Origin of the sequence: uncultured Azohydromonas sp. (assembly GCF_937926365.1) — a bacterium.
GTDB lineage: Bacteria > Pseudomonadota > Gammaproteobacteria > Burkholderiales > Burkholderiaceae_C > Azohydromonas.
Map to the genome: position 1 here is coordinate 14,011 of NZ_CALAOH010000203.1, position 21,513 is coordinate 35,523.

Consider the following 21,513-nt stretch of genomic DNA (forward strand, 5'->3'; position numbering starts at 1 on the left):
CATTCAAAGAGGAGGTTTTCATGGCAACCATCATTGGCGGCATCGCCGCATCGCACACGCCCACCATCGGCTTCGCCTTCGACCGCGACAAGCGCAACGATCCGGCCTGGCAGCCGGTGTTCGAGGCCTTCGACCCGGTGCGCCAGTGGATCAAGGACCAGCGCCCCGACGTGCTGCTGCTGACCTACAACGACCACATCACCTCCTTCTTCTTCGACCACTACTCCGCCTTCGCGCTGGGCATCGGCCAGGAGTGGCGCGTGGCCGACGAGGGGGGCGGCGCGCGCGACCTGCCGCCCATCGGCGGGCACCCGCGGTTCGCGGCGCACATCGCGCAGTCGCTGGTGTGCGAGGAGTTCGACCTCTCCTGCTTCCAGGACAAGCCGCTGGACCATGGCTGCTTCTCGCCGCTGTCCATGTTGTGCGAGCACAAGCCCGACTGGCCCGCGAAGCTGGTGCCGCTGCAGATGGGCGTGCTGCAGTTCCCCATCCCGACGGCGCGCCGCTTCTACAAGCTCGGCCAGGCATTGCGCCGCGCCATCGAGAGCTACCCCGAGGACCTGCGCGTGGCGGTGGTGGCCACCGGCGGCCTGTCGCATCAGGTGCACGGCGAGCGCGCGGGCTTCAACAACGTGGCGTGGGACCACCGGTTCCTGGACCTGTTCGAGAACGACCCCGAGCAGCTGGCCGACATGACGCACGCCGAGTACGCCGCGCTGGGCGGCATGGAAGGCGCGGAGGTGATCATGTGGCTGACCATGCGCGGCGCGCTGGGCGCGAAGGTGCAGTGCAAGCATCGCAGCTACTACCTGCCCTCGATGACGGGCATCGCCACCGCCATCTTCGAGTGCGCGGCCGGCCCGCTGCCCGACGCCGTGCTGGCACGCCACCGCGAGGCCATGGGCCAGCAGCTCCAGGGGGCAGAGGCACTGCAGGGCACCTACCCGTTCACGATCGAGCGCAGCGTCAAGGCTTACCGCCTGAACCGCTTCCTGCACGACCTCATCGTCCCGGCGCAGCGCGCGCGCTTCCTGCAGGAGCCCGAAGCCGCGTTCGCCGACGCGGGCCTGAGCGACGAGGAGCGCGACATGGTGCGCCGCCGCGACTGGCGCGAGCTGGTCCGGTACGGCGCCTCCTTCTTCGTGCTGGAGAAGCTCGGCGCGGTGGTGGGCGTCTCGAACCTGCACATCTACGCTGCCATGCGTGGCGAGACGCTGGAGCAGTTCCAGGCCACGCGCAACGCGCCGGGCGCGCTGTACTCGGTGGCGGGCAAGGAGGCCGGCGCCTTGAGCTGGGATGCCCAGCCCGCCAAGGCCTGAGGCCCACCGTCCCGGCGAGTGGGCCGTGCCAAGGGCGTGAACCGGATGCCGGGACGGCGCTGGCCCGCCATATGCCATCGTCACGCAGGTCCCACCCGACACCGGAGACACCCGCCATGCCGTCCATCACCGGAACCACCCGCGTCTTCTACATCCTCGGCGACCCGGTGGCGCAGGTGCGCACCCCCGAGGTCTACAACCCGCTGTTCCAGCGCCATGGCATCGACGCCGTGGTCGTGCCGCTGAAGCTGCCGGCCGCGGCGCTGCCGGGCTTCCTGCAGCACGGCATGGCGGCGGAGAACGTCGGCGGGTTCTGGGCCACCATCCCGCACAACGCCGCGCTGGCGGCGCTGCTGAAGCCCGAGGAGCCGGTGGCCGCCGTCGCCGGCGCGGTCAACGCGGTGCGTCGCTGCGACAACGGCCGCCTGGAGGCGGCGCTCTTCGACGGCATCGGCTTCGTCAAGGGGCTGGACCACTTCGGCATCGATGTCCGCAACCGGCGCGTGCTGGTGGTGGGCGCCGGCGGCGGCGCGCACGCGGTGGCGGCGGCCCTGGCGCAGCGCGCGCCGGCACGGCTGGCGGTGTTCAGCCGCTCGGCCGAGCGCGCTCAGGGCCTGGTGCAGCGGCTGCGTTCCCTCACGGGCACCGCCGCCGAGGTGGCCGGCAGCGCCGACCCGGCGGGTTTCAACCTGGTCGTCAACTGCACACCGCTGGGCCTACAGGCCGAGGACCCGCTGCCCTTCGACCCGGCACGCCTGGACCCGCGGGCCGCGGTGGTGGACATCATCATGAGCCGCGACCCCACGCCGCTGCTGCGCGCCTGCCGCGCCCGCGGCCTGCAGGCCGAGCCCGGCTACGAGATGCTGGTGCAGCAGGTGCCGGAGTTCCTGCGCTTCTTCGGCTTCGACGACCTGGCTCAAACGCTGCAGGGCGACCTTGGCGAGCTGCGCGCGCTCCTGCAGCCCGCAAGCGCCAGGTCGTGAGCGCGGCTTCATCTATCCCCTCTGAGCACCGGCTCGCAGCGCACCTCGGTCAGCACCGAGTTGGCGATGAAGCACTCCTCGTGCGCCTCGTGGTGCAGGGCCTGGAATTCCTCCGGGCTGGGCAGCCGCTCGCCGGAGAAGCTCACTTGCGGGCGCAGCGTGACGGTGGACACATAGAGCTTGCCGCGCGCGTTCTTCGCCATCACGCCCTCGGCGCGGTCGGCGTAGCGGTCCACGCGGAACCCCCGCGCCGCGGCCAGGGAGAGGAACCACAGCATGTGGCAGCTCGACAGCGAGGCCACGAAGCTCTCTTCCGGATCGACCGCGGCCGGGTCGGACAGCGGCACCCGCACCACGTGCGGCGAGGACGAGCCCGGCAGCACCACGCCGCCGTCGAACTCGATGAGGTGGCGGCGGCTGTAGCGGTTGTCCAGGAAGTCCTGGTCGCCGCGGCTCCAGTGGACGTGGGCGGTGTAGGTATGCATGGCTCCTCTTTCCGTGGTCTCAACGCGCGGACGGCGCCGGGCCTGCCATGCCGGCCTCGGGCCGCCGGCCATGCCCGGGACTCGGTGTCTCGCGCTGGCCCGGATTCTGGCCGGGCCTCGCCCTCGGTCCTCCACGCCGCCGGCTCGCCGCATGGCGGCGCGTCAATTGCCATCACTGCAAAGCCCTCTTCGAAGTTCCTTCCGCCCGCCATGCCCTTGCCTGCCACCCGGCCCCGCGCCGGCACGAACTCAGGGACGGCCGGTTGTCCTGCGCCACACCCCTGCCGATGCCCGGCCGGGACAGGCCCGGTGCCGATGGCCGGAAGCACCCATCCCGGCCCCGGACTGGGGACCGGCCATGGAGCGATCCATCGGCGTTGAGCCGGCCCTGGCGCCCGAAGCCTGGGGGGCCGGCGCCGACCACACCGGCCTGCCGCCGCTGGCCGAGCGGCTCAAGGCGCTGCGCGTGCTGCAGGCCGTGGTACGCCATGGCAGCGCGGTGCGCGCGGCCGAGGCCATCCACCTGTCGCAGCCGGCGGTGACGCGCGCGGTGCTGGAGCTGGAGCGCGCCTGCCAGACCCCCCTGTTCGTGCGCGGCGCGCGCGGCATGGTGCCCACGCCGGCGGGCGCGCGCGTGGGGCAGCGCGCGGACACGGTGTTCCTGGTCTTGGCCTACGGCGCCTCCGAGGCCCTGACGGCCGCTCCGGGCGAGGCGCTGCGGCCCGTGCAGCCCGAGCGCTTCGCCGCCGCCGTGTCCATCGGCAGCCTCAAGGCGCTGACGGCGGTCGCGGCGCAGGGCAGCGAGGCCCGCGCGGCGCAGGCGCTGGGCGTGACGCAGCCGGCGGTGCACGCCGCGCTGCAGGCGCTGGAGCACCTGCTGGGGCTGCGGCTGTTCTACAAATCGGCGCAGGGGACGCGGCTCACGCCCTCGGGACAGGCGCTGCTGCGGCGCGTGAAGCTGGCGTTCTCGGAGATCCGCGCCATCGAGGGCGACATCGCCGCCTGGCGCGGCGAGATCCGGGGCCGCGTGGTGGTGGGCGTGCTGCCGCTGTCGGTGCCGCTGTTCCTGCCGCGCGCGGTGGAGGCGCTGCTGCAGGCGCATCCCAGCGTGGAGGTGCAGGTGGTGGACGGCACCTACGACAGCCTGCTGCAGCAGCTGCTGGGGGCGGACATCGACGTCATCGCCGGCGCGCTGCGCGCCGAGGCGCCGCCGCCCGAAGTGCGGCAGCAATGCCTGTTCGAGGACGAGTTGGCGGTGGTGGCGCAGCGCGGCCACCCGTGCCTGGCGCTGCCCGCGCCCACGCTGCGCGACCTGCTGCGCTGGGATTGGGTGATTCCGCTGCCCGGCTCGCCGGCCGCGGCGGCGCTGGCACGGGTGTTTGGCGAGCAGGGCCTGCCGCCGCCGCGCGGCCGGCTGCAGGCCGGCAGCCCGACGCTGACGCAGGCCTTCATCCAGCAGACCGGCCGCCTGGCGCTGGCCTCGCGCGGGCAGGCGCTGGCCGAGCGCGAGGGGCCGCTGTGCCTGGTGCCGGTGGCACTGCCGGGCACCCGGCGGCGTATCGGCACGGCGGTGCGCGCCCTGAGCGAGCCCGCGCCGGAGCTGCAGCGCTTCCTGCAGGCCTGCGCGGCGGCGGTGCCGGCGTTCCTGCACGGCGACGCGAAGGCTGCGGAAGCGGACCCCGCCGTGGCGCCGGGCGGGCATCGGCAGGACCGCTAGGGCAACCACGGCCAGCCGCCAGCGCCTGCAGCGCTCTCGATGCGCACACGGTGTTCCTGGCCGGGTCGTTCGCGGGCCGCGCTACCCTGCACTGTCCATGCAGCGCCCGGCCCCTGGACCGGCGCATGCCTTGATGGCGCCGCCATCGGACCGTTTTGGAGGACTCCCGCCATGACCACAGCCTGGTCCCCCGCCAGCTGGCGCCAGCGCCCGGCGCGCCAGCTCCCGGCCTATCCCGACACCGCGGCGCTGGAGGCCGCCGAGCGCCAGCTCGCCGGCAGCCCGCCGCTGATCTTTGCCGGCGAGATCGCCGCGTTGCGCCAGCGCCTGGCGGCCGTGGCGCGCGGCGAGGCCTTCCTGCTGCAGGGCGGCGACTGCGCCGAGAGCTTCGACGAGCTCAGCGAGGCCACGGTGCGCGACACCTTCCGCGTCATCCTGCAGATGGCCGTGGTGCTGACCTACGCCGCCAAGTGCCCGGTGGTGAAGGTCGGGCGCATCGCCGGGCAGTTCGCCAAGCCGCGCTCCTCCGACACCGAGACCCGCGACGGCCTGGCGCTGCCCTCGTACCGCGGCGACATCATCAACGCCGCCGCCTTCTCCGAGGACGCGCGCCGGCCCGACCCGCGGCGGCTGCTGGCGGCCTACAGCCACTCGGCCACCACGCTCAACCTGCTGCGCGCCCTCTCCCACGGCGGCTTCGCCGACCTGCACCAGGTGCACCGCTGGACCGCCGATTTCGTCAAGGCCAGCCCGCAGGGCGAGCGCTTCGAGGAGCTGGCCGACCGCATCACCGACTCGCTGGCCTTCATGGAAGCCTGCGGCTTCGACGCCGCGCTCACGCCGCAGCTGCGCGAGGTGGAGTTCCACACCTCGCACGAGGCGCTGCACCTGCACTACGAGCAAGCACTCGTGCGCCGCGGCGAAAACGGACGCTGGTACGGCGGATCGGCGCACATGCTGTGGCTGGGCGAGCGCACGCGCGACCCGGGCGGCGCGCACGTGGAGTTCCTGCGCGGGCTGGACAACGCCCTGGGCGTGAAGCTGGGCCCGACGGCGCAGCCGGACGACGTGCTGCGGCTGCTCGACGTGCTGGACCCCGACAACGAGCCCGGGCGCATGGTGCTCATCAGCCGCATGGGAGCGGGCGCGGTAGCCGACCGGCTGCCGCCGCTGCTGCGTGCGGTGCGCGGCGCCGGCCGCGCCGTGGTGTGGTGCTGCGACCCCATGCACGGCAACACCGTCAGCGCCTCCACCGGCTTCAAGACGCGCGACTTCACGCGCATCCTGCAGGAGGTGCGCGAGTTCTTCGAGGTGCACGCGCAAGAAGGGACGCACGCCGGTGGCGTGCATTTCGAGATGACGGGACAGGACGTCACCGAGTGCCGCGGCGGGGCGCAGGCGCTCACCGACGAGGGGTTGGCGGCGCGCTACCTCACCGCCTGCGACCCGCGGCTCAACGGCTCGCAGAGCCTGGAGCTGGCCTTCCTGATCGCGCAGATGCTGCGCGCGCGGCGGGCGCCGCCGGCCTGATCTCGTTGCGGGGAAGAACCGCTCCGTTCGCCCTGCCCCATCGGCGGCCAGGGCGAACGGAGCGCTTCAGGAACGCCGGGTCAATGGACCCGGGCCACCGCCACCGGGTCGAGCGCCACCGGATAGGCCAGCTGCACGCGGGCGCTGCGGTCGAGCACGTCGGCGTAGTCGTAGCGCACGCTCACCGCCAGCGTCCCGGTGCGCGGACCGTTGTCCTGCAGCGCCAGCTTGTAGCTGCAGCTCGCTGCCGAAGGCAGCGGCTCGGCCGAGCAGCCGTCGTGCACCATCCGGAAGTGGAAGGGCAGCAGCATCGGCTGGAGGTTGGTGGCGGTTTCCACGCCCTCGTTGCGCAGCGTGAGGACGATCTGCCCGGGGTCCTGGCCGGCGTTCTCCGTGTCAACCACCAGCGACAGGCCCTGGCCCGTGCCCCGGGGCTCCTCGGCCTTCACCGCGGTATCGCCGCTGCTGCTGATGCCCGCACCTGCGCAGGCCGCGAGCACGGCGCCCAGACAGCAACCGAAGGCAATGGTGTGGAACAGACGCTGCATGAATTCCCTCCACTGGAATGAAGACCCACGCATCCGGTGAGCGGGGCCGCCACGGCGGCCCGTCGCCAGGGGTGCATCGAGACTCCATCGTCTCCATCTTTCAGCTCCCGCGCCAGGGACATGTCAAGGGGTTGAACCGGGACTTTTGTCACGGCAGGCGGGGGACAGAAAGCTCATGCAGGGCCGGGACGCTGGGTCAGCGCCCCGGCATGCGCCCGTACAGCTGCGCCATGCGCCGCAGCCGCGCGGCGGTGTCGGGCGGCACCAGCGGCCAGTCGAAGCGCCAGGCCCAGTTGCCCTCGGCCGTGCCCGGACGGTTCATGCGGTGCTCGGTGGGCAGGCCCAGCGCGTCCTGCATCGGGAACAGCGCCAGGTCCGCGACGCTGGCCATGGCGGCGCGGATCAGGTCCCAGTGGATGGCGCGGCCGTCGGTGGCCAGGTATTCGCGCAGGTGGTGGCGCAGTTCCTCGCCGGCGCTGGCCCACCAGCCCGGCGTGGTGTCGTTGTCGTGCGTGCCGGTGTAGACCACCGAGTCCGCGCTGTGCGCATGCGGCAGGAAGCGCGGCTCACCGCCCGCCGCCGGCTCGCCCCAGGCGAACTGCAGCACGCGCATGCCGGGAAAGCCCAGCTGCCGGCGCAGCGCCTCCACGTCGGGCGTGATCACGCCCAGGTCCTCGGCGATCACGGGCAGTTCGCCCAGCGCGCGCGCCGCCGCCTCGAACGGCGCCGCCCCCGGGCCGGGACGCCAGCGGCCGTTGAGCGCGGTCGGCTCCTCGGCCGGGATCTCCCAGTAGCCGGCGAAGCCGCGGAAATGGTCGATGCGCACGATGTCCACCAGCTCCAGCGTGCGGCGCAGCCGCTCGGTCCACCAGGCGTAGCCGGACTCCGCGTGCGCGCTCCAGCGGTAGAGCGGGTTGCCCCATCGCTGGCCTTCGGCGCTGAAGAAGTCCGGCGGCACGCCGGCCACCACGGTCTGGCGGCCCTGGGCGTCGAGCTCGAACAGCTCGGGGTGCGTCCAGACGTCGGCGCTGTGCAGCGCGATGAAGATGGGCATGTCGCCCACGAGGCGCACGCCGCGCTCGCGCGCGTAGCGGTGCAGGGACGCCCACTGGCGGCGGAAGCACCACTGTGCGAACTCCCAGAAGGCGATGCGCTCGCGCAGCGCCTCGCGCGCCGCGCGCAGCGCCGCCTCCTCGCGCCAGGCCAGCGCGGCGGGCCAGCCGGTCCAGTCGCTTTGCGGGTACGCCTCGGCCAGCGCCATGAACAGCGCGTAGTCCGGCAGCCAGTCGGCCTGCGCCGCGCGGAAGGACGCCAGCTCCTCGCGCTCGGCCGGCGTGGCCTGCTCGGCGAAGCGCCGGGCCGCGCTCGCCAGCCGCGACATGCGCCAGGGGATGACGCGCCCGTAATCCACGCGCCGGGCCTCGAAGTCCGCTGGCGCGGCGACTTCCTCGGGCTCCAGCCAGCCGCGGCGCTGCAGCTCGTGCAGGTCGATGAGCAGCACGTTGCCGGCGAAGGCCGAGCTGCTCATGTAGGGCGAGTGGCCCAGCCCCACGTTGCCCAGGGGCAGCATCTGCCACAGCGTCTGCGCGCCAGCGGCCAGCCAGTCCACGAAGTGATAGGCGCCGGCGCCGAAATCGCCCGAGCCGTGCGGGCCGGGCAGCGAGGTGGGATGCAGCACGACACCGCTGCCGCGGGGGAAGCGTTGGGCGAGGGGCATGGGGAGTCTTTGGTTATTGGAGTTGTAGACAGGCAGGCGCCGCAGTGGATGCGGGAAGGCGGGTGCATCCACATCGAGCCCTGCAGCGCAGCCCGCCAGCCCCTACGTCGTCATTCCGGCGAAAGCCGGAATCCAACGCGCGCCGAGGCGTGGCGTGGCCGCCGTCGGCACGCGCCCACGCAGGCCAGGGCGGCATGGCAGCGATCGTGGATCCCGGCTTTCGCCGGGATGACGACGCCTCTTCTTCGGCCTATGCCGCCGCAGGCCTACGACTCACAAGCGAGCCGTGGCCGCAGAGCTGCCGGCACGCCCCGCGTCAACCGCCGCCGGCCTTGCCGGCCGCCAACTTCACCGGCGTCGTGTGCCAGATCTCGCGCGCGTACTCGGCGATGGTGCGGTCCGAGGAGAAGGGCCCCATGCCGGCGACGTTGAGGATCGCCTTGCGCGTCCAGGCCTCGTGGTCGCGGTAGAGCGCATCGACGCGGTCCTGCGTGTCCACGTAGCTGCGGTAGTCGGCCAGCAGCAGGTAATGGTCGCCCCAGTTCACCAGCGTGTCGAAGACCTGGCGGTAGCGGCCGGGCTCCTCGGGGCTGAAGACGCCGTCACGGATCGCGTCCAGCGCGCGCTTGAGCTCCGCGTCGCGCTCGTAGTACTCGCGCGGCTGGTAGCCGTGGGCGCGCAGCGCCTGCACCTCGGCCGTGGTGTGGCCGAAGATGAAGATGTTGTCCTCGCCCACGTTCTGGCGGATCTCGATGTTGGCGCCATCGAGCGTGCCGATGGTCAGCGCGCCGTTGAGCGCGAGCTTCATGTTGCCCGTGCCCGAGGCCTCGGTGCCGGCGGTGGAGATCTGCTCCGAGAGGTCGGCCGCGGGAATCACGACCTCGGCCAGGCTCACCGAGTAGTTGGGCAGGAACACCACCTTGAGCCGTCCGCGCGTGCGCGGGTCGGCATTGATGATGCGCGCCACGTCGTTGGCCAGGTGGATGATCTGCTTGGCCATGTGGTAGGCGCTGGCGGCCTTGCCGGCGAACACCACCACGCGCGGCACCCAGTCGCGCTCGGGCGCGTCCACCATGCGGTGGTAGCGCGTGACCACGTGCAGCAGGTTCAGCAGCTGGCGCTTGTACTCGTGGATGCGCTTGACCTGCACGTCGAACAGCGCATCGGGGTCGAGCTCCAGCTTCAGGTGAGGCAGGTGCGTGGCGATCCACTGCGCCAGGCGCTCCTTGTTGTGGCGCTTGGCCAGCGCGAAGGCCTGCACGAAGGCGGGCTGGTCGGCCATCTTTCGCAGCACCGCGAGCTGGTCGAGCTCGCGCCGCCAGCCGCGGCCGATGCGGCCGTCGAGCAGCGCGGCCAGCCGCGGATTGGCCTGCGACAGCCAGCGCCGCGGCGTGATGCCGTTGGTCTTGTTGTTGAACCGTTGCGGCCACATCTTCGCGAAGTCGGCAAAGATGCTCTGCTGCATCAGGTCCGAGTGCAGCTGCGACACGCCGTTGATGCTGTGGCTGGCCACCACCGCCAGGTAGGCCATGCGCACGCGGCGCTCGCCGGATTCGTCGATCAGCGACATGCGGCGCAGCAGCTCCACGTCGTGGCCGTGCGTCTCCGTCACGCGCTTGAGGAATTCGGCGTTGATGTCGTAGATGATCTGCAGGTGCCGCGGCAGCACGCGCGCGAGCATGGACACCGGCCAGGTCTCCAACGCCTCGTGCATCAGCGTGTGGTTGGTGTAGCTGAAGATGCGCTGCGTCAGGTCCCAGGCCGCGGCCCACGGGATGCCGTGCTCGTCCACCAGCAGCCGCATCAGCTCCGGCACCGCCAGCACCGGGTGCGTGTCGTTGAGGTGAATGCTCACCTTTTCGGGCAGGCGGTTGAAGTCCTTGTGCGAGCGCAGGAAGCGGTGCACCAGGTCCTGCAGGCTGGCGCTGCAGAAGAAGTATTCCTGGCGCAGGCGCAGTTCGCGCCCCGAGAGCGTGCTGTCGTCGGGATAGAGCACGCGCGAGACGTTCTCGCTGTTGTTCTTGCGCTCCACCGCCGCGAAGTAGTTGCCCTGGTTGAAGGCGGAGAGGTTCATCTCCTCCGTGGCCAGCGCGCGCCACAACCGCAGCGTGTTGGTGGCCTGCGTGCCGTAACCCGGGATGATGGTGTCGTAGGCCATGGCCTCGACGTCCTCGGCCGGCACCCAGCGCCGCTGCATGCCCTGCCCTTCGACATGGCCGCCGAAGCACACGCGATAGCGCACCTCGGGCCGCGGGAACTCCCACGGGTTGCCGTGCGAGAGCCAGTAATCGGGCACCTCCACCTGGCGGCCATCGACGATGGTCTGGCGGAACATGCCGTACTCGTAGCGGATGCCGTAGCCGAAGCCCGGCACGCCCAGCGTGGCCATGCTGTCGAGGAAGCACGCGGCCAGCCGGCCCAGGCCGCCGTTGCCCAGCGCCGCATCGGGCTCCAGGTCGGCCAGCGAGTCGAAGTCCACCTCGAAGTCGGCGAGCGCCTGCTTCACCGGCGCCATGATCTCCAGCGCCAGCAGCGCGTTGGTGAAGGTGCGTCCGACGAGGAACTCGGCCGAGAGGTAGTAGGCGCGCTTGACGTCCTGCTGGTACTGCGCGCGCGTGGTGCGCATCCAGCGCTCCACGAGTTGGTCGCGCACGGCCAGGGCAACGGCATGCAGCCAGTCCTCCTTGCGCGCGGCCACCGGGTCCTTGCCGACCGCGTAGATCAGCTTGTTGGCGATGGCGCGCTTGAAGAAGGCAACGTCCCGGTCGGGGTGGTCGTAGGTGAAATCGTCGAGGCTCATCGCCTGATCTCCCGGCTGATCCGTTCTGTGTGGTCCTGAAGAAGAGTCTAGGCGCCGAGCGATCGGTACAAGGCCAGATACTGCTCGGCCGCGTCGTCCCAGCCAAAGTGTTGCGCCATTGCGCGCCGCTGTACCGCTTTCCAATCGGCTTGGCGCGCAAATAGCGCGAACGCGCGTCTAAGTGCACGCCGCATATCCCCCGCATCAAACGCATCGAAGACGAATCCGGTGGACTTTTGCTCGACGAGGTCTTCGAGCGTGCAATCCACCACGGTGTCGGCCAGGCCGCCGACGCGGCGCACCAGCGGCAGGCTGCCGTAGCGCAGGCCGTAGAGTTGGGTGAGGCCGCAAGGTTCGTACAGCGAGGGCACCAGCGTGACATCGCTGCCGGCGAAGATGCGGTGCGCCAGCGCCTCGTCGTAGCCCACGCGGATCGCCACCGCCTCCGGATGCGCCGCCGCCGCCTCGCGCAGTGCGGCCTCGATGCCCGCGTCGCCCGAGCCCAGCGTGACCAGCTGCCCACCGCGCGCCACCAGCTCGGGCAGCAGCGCCACCAGCAGCGGCAGGCCCTTCTGCTCCGCCAGGCGGCTGACCATGCCGAACAGCGGCCCCGGACGCTGCTCCAGGCCCATCTCCTTCTGCAGCGCGGTGCGGCAATGGGCCTTGCCGGCGAGCTTGGCGGCATCAAAGCGCCGGGCGATGAGCGGATCGGCCGCCGGGTTCCACACGCGCTGGTCCACGCCGTTGAGGATGCCCGAGAGGCTGCCGCCGGCGGCGCGCCGGCGCAGCAGCCCCTGCAGCCCGCAGCCCTGCTGCGGCGTCTGGATCTCGTGTGCGTAGGTGGGGCTGACCGTGGTGACGTGGTCGGCGTAGAACAGCCCCGCCTTCATGAACGAGAGCTGGCCGTGGAACTCCAGCCCCTCCACCGCGAAGGCCTGGCCCGGCAGCCCCAGCTCGTGCAGATGCTGCGCCCCGCACAGCCCCTGGTAGGCCAGGTTGTGCACCGTGTAGACCGTACGCACCGGCGGCCGGTGCGGGCTGAAGGCGAGGTACGCGTTGACCAGCGCCGCGTGCCAGTCGTGGCTGTGCACCACGCCCGGCGTCCACCACGGATCCAGCCCCTCGGCCAGCCGCGCCGCGGCGAAGCCCAGCAGCGCGAAGCGGCGGTGGTTGTCGGCATAGGGATGGCCGCGCTCGTCCTGGTAGGGGTTGCCGGGACGCTCGTAGAGCGCCGGCGCCTCCACCACGTAGGCCGGCTGTCCACCCAGCGCCGCCAGGTGCCCGAACAGCAGCCGCGCCGGCTCGCCCCAGGGCGCGTGGAACTCGGCCACCGTGGCGGCGTCGCCCAAGCCCTCGCGCAGCGCCGGGAAGCCCGGCAGCAGGACGCGGACCTCGGCACCGGCGCGCGCCAGGGCGCCGGGCAGCGCGCCGGCGACGTCCGCCAGCCCACCGGTCTTGAGCAGCGGAAAGATCTCGGCGCTGACTTGCAGGATCCGCATCACAGCCGCGCCAGCATTTCACGCGTGACCAGCACCACGCCGCCTTCGCTGCGTTCGAAGCGCTGCGCATCCAGCTCCGGGTCCTCGCCGATGACCATGCCCGCCGGGATCACGCAGGCGCGGTCGATCACCACGCGCTTGAGCACGCAGCCGCGCTCCACCGTCACGCCGGGCAGGATCACCGCCTCGTCCACATGGCAGAAGGAGTGGATGCGCACGTTGGAGAACAGCACCGAGTTGCTCACGTGCGAGCCGCTGACGATGCAACCACCCGACACCATGGTGTTGACCGTCAGGCCATGGTGCCCGTCGCGGTCGGGAATGAACTTGGCCGGCGGGAGCTGGCGCTGGTAGGTCCAGATCGGCCAGTCTTCGTCGTAGAGGTCAAGCTCGGGCGAGATGCTGGCCAGGTCGAGGTTGGCGGCGAAGAAGGCGTCGATGGTGCCCACGTCGCGCCAGTAGGACTGGTTGCTGCCCCGGTTTCGCACGCAACTCATGGAGAAGGGGTGCGCCAGCGCCCGCCCCTCGGCCACCGTGCGCGGGATGATGTCCTTGCCGAAGTCCAGGCTCGACCCGGGCCGGGCCATCTCCTCCTCCAGCAGCCGGTACAGGTAATCGGCGTTGAAGATGTAGATGCCCATGCTCGCCAGCGACACGTCATCGCTCCCAGGCATGGGCGGCGGGTCCTTGGGCTTCTCGACAAAGCTGGTGACGCGCCGCTGATCGTCCACCGCCATCACGCCGAAGGCGCTGGCCTCGCCACGCGGCACCTCGATGCAGCCCACGGTGCAGCCCGCGCCGCTTTCCACGTGGTCCTTGAGCATGATGGAGTAGTCCATCTTGTAGACGTGGTCCCCGGCCAGCACCACGACGTACTCGGGCTTGCCCGAGGCGATGATGTCCAGGTTCTGGTAGACGGCGTCCGCCGTGCCGCGGTACCAGTGTTCCTCGTCGATGCGCTGCTGCGCCGGCAGCAGGTCCAGCATCTCGCTCATCTCGCCGCGCAGAAAACTCCAGCCGCGCTGAAGGTGCCGCAGCAGCGAGTGCGACTTGTACTGCGTGATCACGCCGATGCGGCGGATGCCGGAGTTGATGCAGTTGGACAGCGCGAAGTCGATGATGCGGAACTTACCGCCGAAATAGACCGCGGGCTTGGCCCGCCGGTCCGTGAGCTGCTTCAGGCGCGAGCCTCGGCCGCCCGCCAGCACCAGCGCAATGGTCTTGCGCACGAGTTGGGCCGAATGCATCGGCCGCTCCATGGAAGTTGTCACCTCGGTCCTCTTACTGCGGTTGTTACATCGGTGGGCCTGCCGCCGTCGCGGCGCGGGGCTGGGCTGGACCGACAGGAAGATGCGTTCGCAAGCTTCGTGCCTTGGTTGGGCAAGCCCAATCCCCGGCGGCCGGACTCAGCATGCCTCATTTTGGGGCGCTCCTTGGGCGCCCCGGTTGCTTCAAGCCAACAGCGCCGCGCCCCCATCGCGCTCGGCCACCCACAGGCTGTGCGCGGGCAGCGTGACGTCGTCGCCCAGCACGCTGGACACCGGGTCCAGGTCGCTGCGCAGCACCAGCCGCCAGGCGCCTTCGCCCTCGGGCAGCGTGAAGCGGTGCGGTGTGGAGTCGGGGTTGAACATCAGCAGCAGCTCGCAGCCCGCGCCCCCGTCCGGCAGCCAGGCGGCGAAGGCGCGCTTGTCCACCCGCTCCCAATCGGGCGGCGCCAGCGGGTCGCCCTCGGGATAGAGCCAGCGCACCTCGTCGTCGTGCAGCCAGCGGTCCTGCCGCAGCCGCGCGTGGCGGCGGCGCAGCGCCAGGCAGCGGGCCACGTAGTCCGCCAGGCCGTCTTCGGCGCCGCTCCAGTCCAGCCAGGTCGTCTCGTTGTCCTGGCAATAGGCGTTGTTGTTGCCGCGCTGGGTATGGCCGATCTCGTCGCCGGCCAGCAGCATCGGCGTGCCCAGCGACAGCGCCAGCGTCGCCAGCAGCGCGCGGCGCAGCCGCAGGCGCAGCGCCAGCACGGCCGGGTCGCGGCTCTCGCCTTCCGCGCCGGCGTTGGTGCTCAGGTTGTGCGCATGCCCGTCGCGGTTGTGCTCGCCGTTGGCCTGGTTGTGGCGCTGGCGGTAGCTCACCAGGTCGCGCAGGTTGAAGCCGTCGTGCGCGGTGATGAAGTTCACCCCCGCCAGCGGCCCGCGCCCCGACGGGCCGAACACCCCGTGCGAGCCCGCCAGCGCATGCACGAAGCCGCCGCGCGCCATGCCGCCGGTCAGCCACCAGGCGCGCATCGTGTCGCGGTAGCGGTCGTTCCACTCCTGCCACGGCGCCGGAAAGTGGCCCAGCTGGTAGCCGCCCGGACCGATGTCCCAGGGCTCCGCGATGAGCTTCACCGGCGCCAGCACCGGGTCCTGCGCCACGGCAGCGAAGAAGGCAGCCCGCTGTGAGAAGCCGTGCGCGTCGCGGCCCAGGATGGGCGCGAGGTCGAAGCGAAAACCGTCCACGCCGATGTGCTGCACCCAGTACCGCAGCGCGTCCATCACCAGGCGCAGGACCAGCGGATCGGAAAGGTTCAGGCAGTTGCCGCAGCCGCTCCAGTTTTCGTAGTGGGCCGCGTCGCCGTGGCGCAGGTGGTACGCGCGCCGGTTGGCGATACCGCGCAGGCTCAGCGTGGGGCCGTGCTCGTCGAGCTCGGCGCTGTGGTTGAACACCACGTCCACCAGCACCTCGAAGCCGCGCGCGTGCAGCCCATCGACCATCTCGCGGCATTCGGCCAGCGCGCTCGCGCCGGGCCGCGCGCTGGCGTAGCGCGCTTCGGGCGCGAACCAGGCAACGGGGCTGTAGCCCCAGTAGTTGGACAGGCCCAGCCTCAGCAGCCGGGCTTCGTCGGCGCGGTGCGCCAGCGGCATCAGGCTCAGCGTGGTCACGCCCAGGCGCTGAAGGTGATCGAGCACGGCCGGCTGCACCAGGCCCAGGTAGCTGCCGCGCAACTCGGCCGGCACGGCCGGATGCCGCATCGTTGCACCACGCAGGTGCAATTCGTACAGCACCGTGTCCTCGGCCGGGACGTGCACGTGCGCCTGCGGCGCCAGCGGCGGCGGCTCCGCCACCACGCGCGCCTTGAGCGCGACGGCTGCGTTGTCATGCCCGTCCGGGCGCTGCGCATGCGCCGGGTCATGGCCGAGGAAGAGATCGTCGCCGTCGTAGCGCCCCACCACCTCGCGCGCATAGGGGTCGAGCAGCACTTTCGCCGGGTTGAAGCGGTGCCCGTGCGCCGGGTTCCACGGCCCATGCACGCGCCAGCCGTACACCTGGCCCACGCCGGCGCCGGGCAGGTGCCCGTGCCAGATGCCGTGCGTGCGGCGCGGCAGCGCCAGCCGCCGCAGCTCGGAGCGGCCCTCGGCATCGAAGAGGCACAGCTCCACGCGCGTGGCATCGGGCGCGGCCAGGGCGAAGTTCAGCCCGCCGTCGAGCGCGCTAGCGCCCAGCGGCCAGGGGCGGCCAGGGCCCAGCGCGGCCGGATCGTTCATTCCCCGGGCGCCCACAGCAGCGTCGCCAGCGGCGGGATGTCGATGAGGATGGAGTGCGCGTGGCCGTCGCAGGGCACGGGCTCGGCGTGGCGCAGACCGTTGGCCACGCCGCTGCCGCCGTAGATGGCGAGGTCCGTGTTGATGATCTCGCGCCAGGCGCCGGGCCGCGGCACGCCGATGCGCCAGCCATGGCGCACCGCCGGCGTGAAGTTCGCCACCGCCACCACCACGCCGCCCTCGCCGTCTTCGCAGCCGCTGCGGCGCTGGAACGCGAAGACCGAGTGCTCCTTGTCGTCGTGGCGGATCCACTCGAAGCCATCGGCGTGCACGTCGCGCCGGTGCAGCGCGCCGAAGTGGCGGTACACCGCGTTGAGGTCCCGCACCAGGCGCTGCACGCCGCGGTGCCGCGCCGCGTTGGGCCCTTGCTCCATCAGGTGCCAGTCCAGGCCGGCGTCGAAATTCCATTCACGCTCCTGCGCGAACTCGCCGCCCATGAACAGCAGCTTCTTGCCCGGGTGCGCCCACATCCAACCGTAGCCCGCGCGCAGGTTGGCGAAGCGCTGCCAGTCATCGCCCGGCATCCGGCCAATCAGGGAGTGCTTGCCGTGCACCACCTCGTCGTGCGAGAGCGGGAGCACGTAGTTCTCGTTCCAGGCGTACATGAAGCTGAAGCGCAGCTGGTCGTGGTGCCAGCGCCGGTGCACCGTCTCGCGGCCCAGGTAGCCCAGGGTGTCGTGCATCCAGCCCATGTTCCACTTGTAGTGGAAGCCCAGGCCCTGCAGGCCGTCGCCGCCGGGCGGGCGGCTCACGCCGGGCCAGGCGGTGGATTCCTCGGCAATGGTGACGGCGCCCGGCCGCTCGGTGCCCACCACGAAGTTCATGCGGCGCAGGAAGTCGATGGCCTCCAGATTCTCGCGCCCGCCATGGCGGTTGGGCAGCCACTGCCCTTCGGCGCGGCTGTAGTCGCGGTAGAGCATGGAGGCCACGGCATCCACCCGCAGCCCGTCGATGCCGAAGCGCTCCAGCCAGTACAGCGCGTTGCCGATCAGGAAGTTGCGCACCTCCGCGCGGCCGAAGTTGTAGATGAGCGTGTTCCAGTCCGGGTGGAAGCCTTCGCGCGGGTCGGCGTGCTCGTACAGGTGCGTGCCGTCGAAGTGCGACAGCGCAAAGGCGTCGGTCGGGAAGTGGCCCGGCACCCAGTCCAGGATCACGCCCAGCCCGGCGGCGTGCGCGGCATCGACGAAGAAGGCGAAATCCCGTGGTGTGCCAAAGCGCGAGGTGGGCGCGTACAGACCGGTGGGCTGGTAGCCCCAGGAGCCGTCGAAAGGATGCTCGTGCACCGGCAGCAGCTCCAGGTGCGTGAAGCCCATCTCGCGCGCATACGGCACGAGTTGCGCCGCCAGCTCGCGGTAGCCGAGCCAACGCCCGCCACCCCCGCGGCGCCAGGAACCCAGGTGCACCTCGTAGATGCTCATGGGTGCGTCGAAGGCATTGGCCGCGGCGCGCTCGGCCGCCATGGCCCGCCGCGGCGGCAGCGCCGCCACGCGCGAGGCGGTGCCCGGACGCACTTCGGCGGCGAAGGCGCAGGGGTCGGCGCGCAGGGCCACCTCGCCCTGGGCATCCAGCAGCTCGAACTTGTAGAGCGCGCCGGGGCCCAGCCCGGGGACGAAGATCTCCCACACGCCGGCCTCGCGCCGCAGCCGCATGGCATGGCGCCGGCCGTCCCACTGGTTGAAGTCGCCCACCACCGACACGCGCCGCGCGTTGGGCGCCCAGACGGCGAAGCGCACGCCCTCCACGCCTTCCACCGCCAGCGGGTGTGCGCCCAGCGCCTCGAAGGGCCGCTGGTGCGTGCCCTCGCCCAGCAGCCACAGGTCCAGCTCGCCCAGCAGCGGCGGGAAGCGGTAGGGGTCCTCCAGCTCGGACTGGGCATGGCCCCAGTCCACACGCCAGCGGTAGGCGAAGCGCTCGCGCGGGCCGGCGAGCTCGACCTCGAACAGGTCGCTGCCCTCGATGCGCCGCAGCTCGGCGAGCTCGCGGCCGTTCCCGGCCAGGGCCCACACCCGCCGCGCGCCGGGCAGCAGCGCGCGCAAGGTCCAGGCGCCGTCGATGGGGCCGTGCAGTCCCAGCACGGCAAAGGGGTCGCCATGTTCGGCGCGCATCAGCGCCTGGACGGTGTCGTCATGGAGCATCGGGACGGGTCTCTTCCTACTGCGGGTGCTGCGGACTTCAGGCGGCCACGGGGGCCTTCCGGGAATGTAACTGCCGCTCCCGGCCGGCCTGGCGCCGCGCGCCGCGCCGCCACGTGCCAGGCGTCACGCCTCAGCGATAGAACAGGTACGCCACCCCGATGGCCCCCGCCAGCCCGACCGCATCGGCGATGAGCCCGCAGGCCAGCGCGTGGCGGGTCTTCTTGATGTCCACGCTGCCGAAGTACACGGCCAGCACGTAGAAGGTGGTCTCGGTCGAGCCCTGGATGATCGATGCCAGACGGCCCTGGAAGGAGTCCACGCCGTAGGTCTTGAGCACGTCCACCATCAGCCCGCGCGCGCCGCTGCCCGAGAGCGTCTTCATCAGCCCCACGGGCAGCGCCGGCACGAAATCGGTGTCCAGGCCCAGCGCCGCGACGCCGCGGCCGATGAGGTTGACGAGCGCATCCATCCCGCCTGTGCTGCGGAACACCGAGATCGCCACCAGGATGGCGACCAGGTACGGAATGATCCGCACCGCGACCTCGAAGCCCTCCTTGGCGCCCTCGACGAAAGCCTCGTAGACGTTCAGGCGCCGCCACGCGCCCGCGGCCACGAACAGCACGATCACCGACACCACCGCCATGCTGCCCAGCAGCCCCACCAGCTCCGCCATGCGCGCCGGCGGATACTGGCTCAACCAGGCGTAGAGACCGCCGGTCAACCCGATGAAGCCGGCGAAGAACAGCAGCACCGGCGCGCACAGCAGGTTGATGCGCTGCCACGCCGCCACCGCCACCAGCCCCGCGCTGAAGGAGATGAAGGTGGCGATCAGGGTGGGCAGGAAGATGTCGGCGCCGTTGAAGTGAGTCAGGCCCTGCTCCACGGCGATGGACTGGCGCAGCGCGATGACCGAGGTCGGGATCAGCGTGATGCCCGCGGTGTTGAGCACCAGGAAGGTCACCATGGCGTTGCTGGCCGTGTCCTTGCGCGGGTTGAGCTCCTGCAGCTCGCGCATGGCCTTGAGGCCCAGCGGCGTGGCGGCGTTGTCCAGCCCCAGCATGTTGGCGCTGAGGTTCATGACGATGCTGCCGCCGGCCGGGTGGCCGCGCGGGATCTCGGGAAACAGCCGCGCGAAGAAGGGCGCCAGCGCGCGCGCGAAGAGCTGGATCACGCCGGCCTGCTCGCCGATGCGCATCACGCCCAGCCACAGGCTCATCACGCCCACCAGGCCCAGCGAGATGTCGAAGCCGGTCTTGGCCATGTCGAAGATGCCCGACATGACGCGGCCGAACACGCCCAGGTCGCCCTGCGCCAGCTGCACCAGCGCCGAGGCGAAGCCCAGCAGGATGAAGGCAACCCAGACGTGGTTCAGGATCATCGAGGAGCGGGCGCGGACGGCGGTTGACAAAGGGCGGCGCAGCATAAGCGACGGCCCACGCCCGTCCGCGCGGGCTCACGCCAGTTCTTGATGCCGACTTGAAGAATCCCGTCACACCCGCGGAGGCGGGTGTCCACGAACTCCGGGCAGCCTCCCGGCCAGCGTGGATGCCCGCTCCCCGCCTGCGCGGGGACAGGCTTCGCGGGCATGACGGAATGACTTCACTGGCAATCGCGCACTGGCTCAGCCCGCCGTGCGGTAGACGTTGATGGCGTCGGACAGGCGGCGCGCGCGGTGGTCCAGCGACTGCGCCGCGGCGGCGCTCTGCTCCACCAGCGCGGCGTTGTGCTGCGTGGTGCCGTCCAGGGCGGCAATGGCCTGGTGCACCTGCTCCACGCCCTGGCCCTGCTGCTGCGAGGCCTGCGAGATCTCGGCGACCAGCGCCGTCACCTGGCGCACGCGGTCGATGATCTGCTGGATGGTCTGGCCTGCCTGCTCGACGTGGCGGTTGCCGGCATCGACGCGCTGCACCGACTCCTGGATCAGCGTCTTGATCTCTCGCGCCGCCGTGGCCGAGCGCTGCGCCAGCGCCCGCACCTCGCCCGCCACCACGGCAAAGCCGCGGCCGGCCTCGCCCGCGCGCGCGGCCTCCACCGCGGCGTTGAGCGCCAGGATGTTGGTCTGGAACGCGATGCCATCGATGACGCCGATGATGTCGGCGATGCGCGTGCCGTGGTCTTGGATGTCGTTCATCTGCTCGCGCACCTGGTGCATCACCGAGCCGCCCAGGCTCGCCGCCTCGGACGCCTGCTCCGCCAGCGTGCGCGCCTGGGCCGAGGTGGCGGAGTTCTGTTGCACGGTCTGCGTCATCTGCTCCATGGAGGCGGCGGTCTGCTGCAGGCTGGCCGCGGTCTGCTCGGTGCGGCCGCTGAGGTCGCTGCTGCCGGAGGCGATCTGGCGGCTGGCCACGGCCACGCCGCCGACCTGCTCGGCCACGTCGTCCACCAGCGCGCGCAGGTTCAGCCCGGCCTGGTTGATCGCGCGCATGAGCAGCCCGATCTCGTCCACGCGGTTCATGGCCAGCGCGGGCGCGGCCTCGCCGCTGGCCACCTGGTTGGCGTGGTGGAGCATGGTTTGCACCGGCTTCACCACCTGCCGCCCCAGGAAGAGGCTGCCCAGCGCGACGCCGCCCGCCCAGGCCGCCGCCGTGCCCAGCAGTTGCAGTGGCGAAGCGGCCGACAGCAGCGCCGGCAGGGCCGCCACGGCACCGCCTAAACCCACGCCCAGGGCCACGCGGGCGCGCAGCGGCATGAGTTGGAACAGCGACAGCGGCGCGCGCCAGCCCGACTGCACCACCAGCCCGCGATGGATGCGCCGCCCATTGGCGCGGCCCTCGCGCAGGTCGGCGTACAGCCGCTCGGCCTGCTGCGCCTGCTGCGGGCTGGCCGGCGTGCGCACCGACATGTAGCCCACCACCTGGCCGTTGCGGCGCATGGGGGTGGCATTGGCCAGCACCCAGTAGTGATCGCCGTCCTTGCGGCGGTTCTTCACCACGGCGGCCCACGACAGGCCGTCCTGCAGCGTCTTCCACATGTCGGCAAAGGCCTGCGGCGGCATGTCCGGGTGGCGCACCATGTTGTGCGGCTGGCCTGTCAGCTCCTTGTGGCTGAAGCCGCTGGCCTCGACGAAGGCGGCGTTGGCATAGCGGATGCGGCTGTCCAGGTCGGTGGTGGACATCAGCGTCACGCCTGGCGGGAGCGTGTATTCACGACCGGTGACTGGAAGATGGGTTTTCATGACAGTTCCTGGCGGTCAATACAAAGACGGAAGACC

The 21,513-nt window shown here is 71.4% G+C and carries 14 protein-coding genes; 4 read left to right on the forward strand and 10 right to left on the reverse strand.

Annotated features, from left to right (window positions below):
* Positions 1–20: 20 nt before the first annotated feature.
* Positions 21–1,319, forward strand: a complete 1,299-nt coding sequence (locus tag Q0741_RS21650; RefSeq protein WP_298235262.1) for a gallate dioxygenase — start codon at positions 21–23, stop codon at positions 1,317–1,319.
* Between the two features lie 116 nt (positions 1,320–1,435).
* Complete coding sequence (locus tag Q0741_RS21655; protein WP_298235263.1) at positions 1,436–2,302, forward strand: shikimate dehydrogenase; 867 nt, start codon at positions 1,436–1,438, stop codon at positions 2,300–2,302.
* An 8-nt stretch (positions 2,303–2,310) separates the two neighbouring features.
* On the opposite strand, the gene Q0741_RS21660 is transcribed toward Q0741_RS21655, so the two are convergent.
* Positions 2,311–2,787 (reverse strand): OsmC family protein, encoded by a 477-nt coding sequence (locus Q0741_RS21660; protein WP_298235264.1) that lies wholly within the window; start codon positions 2,785–2,787, stop codon positions 2,311–2,313.
* Between the two features lie 358 nt (positions 2,788–3,145).
* Between Q0741_RS21660 and Q0741_RS21665 the strand changes: the two genes are divergently transcribed.
* Entirely contained in the window at positions 3,146–4,504 is a 1,359-nt protein-coding gene (locus tag Q0741_RS21665; RefSeq protein WP_298235265.1) for a LysR family transcriptional regulator, read from the forward strand.
* Positions 4,505–4,675: 171 nt separating this feature from the next.
* Positions 4,676–6,034, forward strand: coding sequence for a class II 3-deoxy-7-phosphoheptulonate synthase (locus Q0741_RS21670; protein ID WP_298235266.1), 1,359 nt, complete (start codon positions 4,676–4,678; stop codon positions 6,032–6,034).
* Positions 6,035–6,114: 80 nt separating this feature from the next.
* Here the strand turns inward: Q0741_RS21670 and Q0741_RS21675 are convergent, their stop codons facing one another.
* From Q0741_RS21675 to Q0741_RS21715, 9 genes are all read right to left on the reverse strand, one after another.
* Positions 6,115–6,582: a hypothetical protein gene (locus tag Q0741_RS21675; RefSeq protein WP_298235267.1), complete on the reverse strand. Its 468-nt coding sequence runs from the start codon at positions 6,580–6,582 to the stop codon at positions 6,115–6,117.
* A gap of 196 nt (positions 6,583–6,778) precedes the next feature.
* Positions 6,779–8,299, reverse strand: a complete 1,521-nt coding sequence (gene malQ / locus Q0741_RS21680) for a 4-alpha-glucanotransferase (protein ID WP_298235268.1) — start codon at positions 8,297–8,299, stop codon at positions 6,779–6,781.
* A gap of 316 nt (positions 8,300–8,615) precedes the next feature.
* Complete coding sequence (locus tag Q0741_RS21685) at positions 8,616–11,099, reverse strand: glycogen/starch/alpha-glucan phosphorylase (protein WP_298235269.1); 2,484 nt, start codon at positions 11,097–11,099, stop codon at positions 8,616–8,618.
* A 47-nt stretch (positions 11,100–11,146) separates the two neighbouring features.
* Positions 11,147–12,598 carry a glycogen synthase GlgA gene (glgA, locus tag Q0741_RS21690; RefSeq protein ID WP_298235270.1) on the reverse strand — a complete coding sequence of 484 codons (1,452 nt, stop codon included), beginning with the start codon at positions 12,596–12,598 and terminating at the stop codon, positions 11,147–11,149.
* On the reverse strand, positions 12,598–13,845 hold the full coding sequence (glgC, locus tag Q0741_RS21695) for a glucose-1-phosphate adenylyltransferase (RefSeq protein ID WP_298235271.1): 1,248 nt from the start codon (positions 13,843–13,845) through the stop codon (positions 12,598–12,600). The genes glgA and glgC overlap by 1 nt, the downstream gene beginning before the upstream one ends.
* A gap of 204 nt (positions 13,846–14,049) precedes the next feature.
* Positions 14,050–16,110, reverse strand: coding sequence for a glycogen debranching protein GlgX (glgX, locus tag Q0741_RS21700; RefSeq protein WP_298235272.1), 2,061 nt, complete (start codon positions 16,108–16,110; stop codon positions 14,050–14,052).
* Positions 16,107–18,302 carry a 1,4-alpha-glucan branching protein GlgB gene (gene glgB, locus Q0741_RS21705; RefSeq protein WP_298235273.1) on the reverse strand — a complete coding sequence of 732 codons (2,196 nt, stop codon included), beginning with the start codon at positions 18,300–18,302 and terminating at the stop codon, positions 16,107–16,109. Before glgB ends, glgX begins: the two co-directional genes overlap by 4 nt.
* Before the next feature lie 130 nt (positions 18,303–18,432).
* Positions 18,433–19,680, reverse strand: coding sequence for a nucleoside recognition domain-containing protein (locus tag Q0741_RS21710; RefSeq protein ID WP_298235287.1), 1,248 nt, complete (start codon positions 19,678–19,680; stop codon positions 18,433–18,435).
* A gap of 243 nt (positions 19,681–19,923) precedes the next feature.
* Complete coding sequence (locus Q0741_RS21715; protein ID WP_298235274.1) at positions 19,924–21,477, reverse strand: PAS domain-containing methyl-accepting chemotaxis protein; 1,554 nt, start codon at positions 21,475–21,477, stop codon at positions 19,924–19,926.
* Positions 21,478–21,513 lie beyond the last annotated feature (36 nt).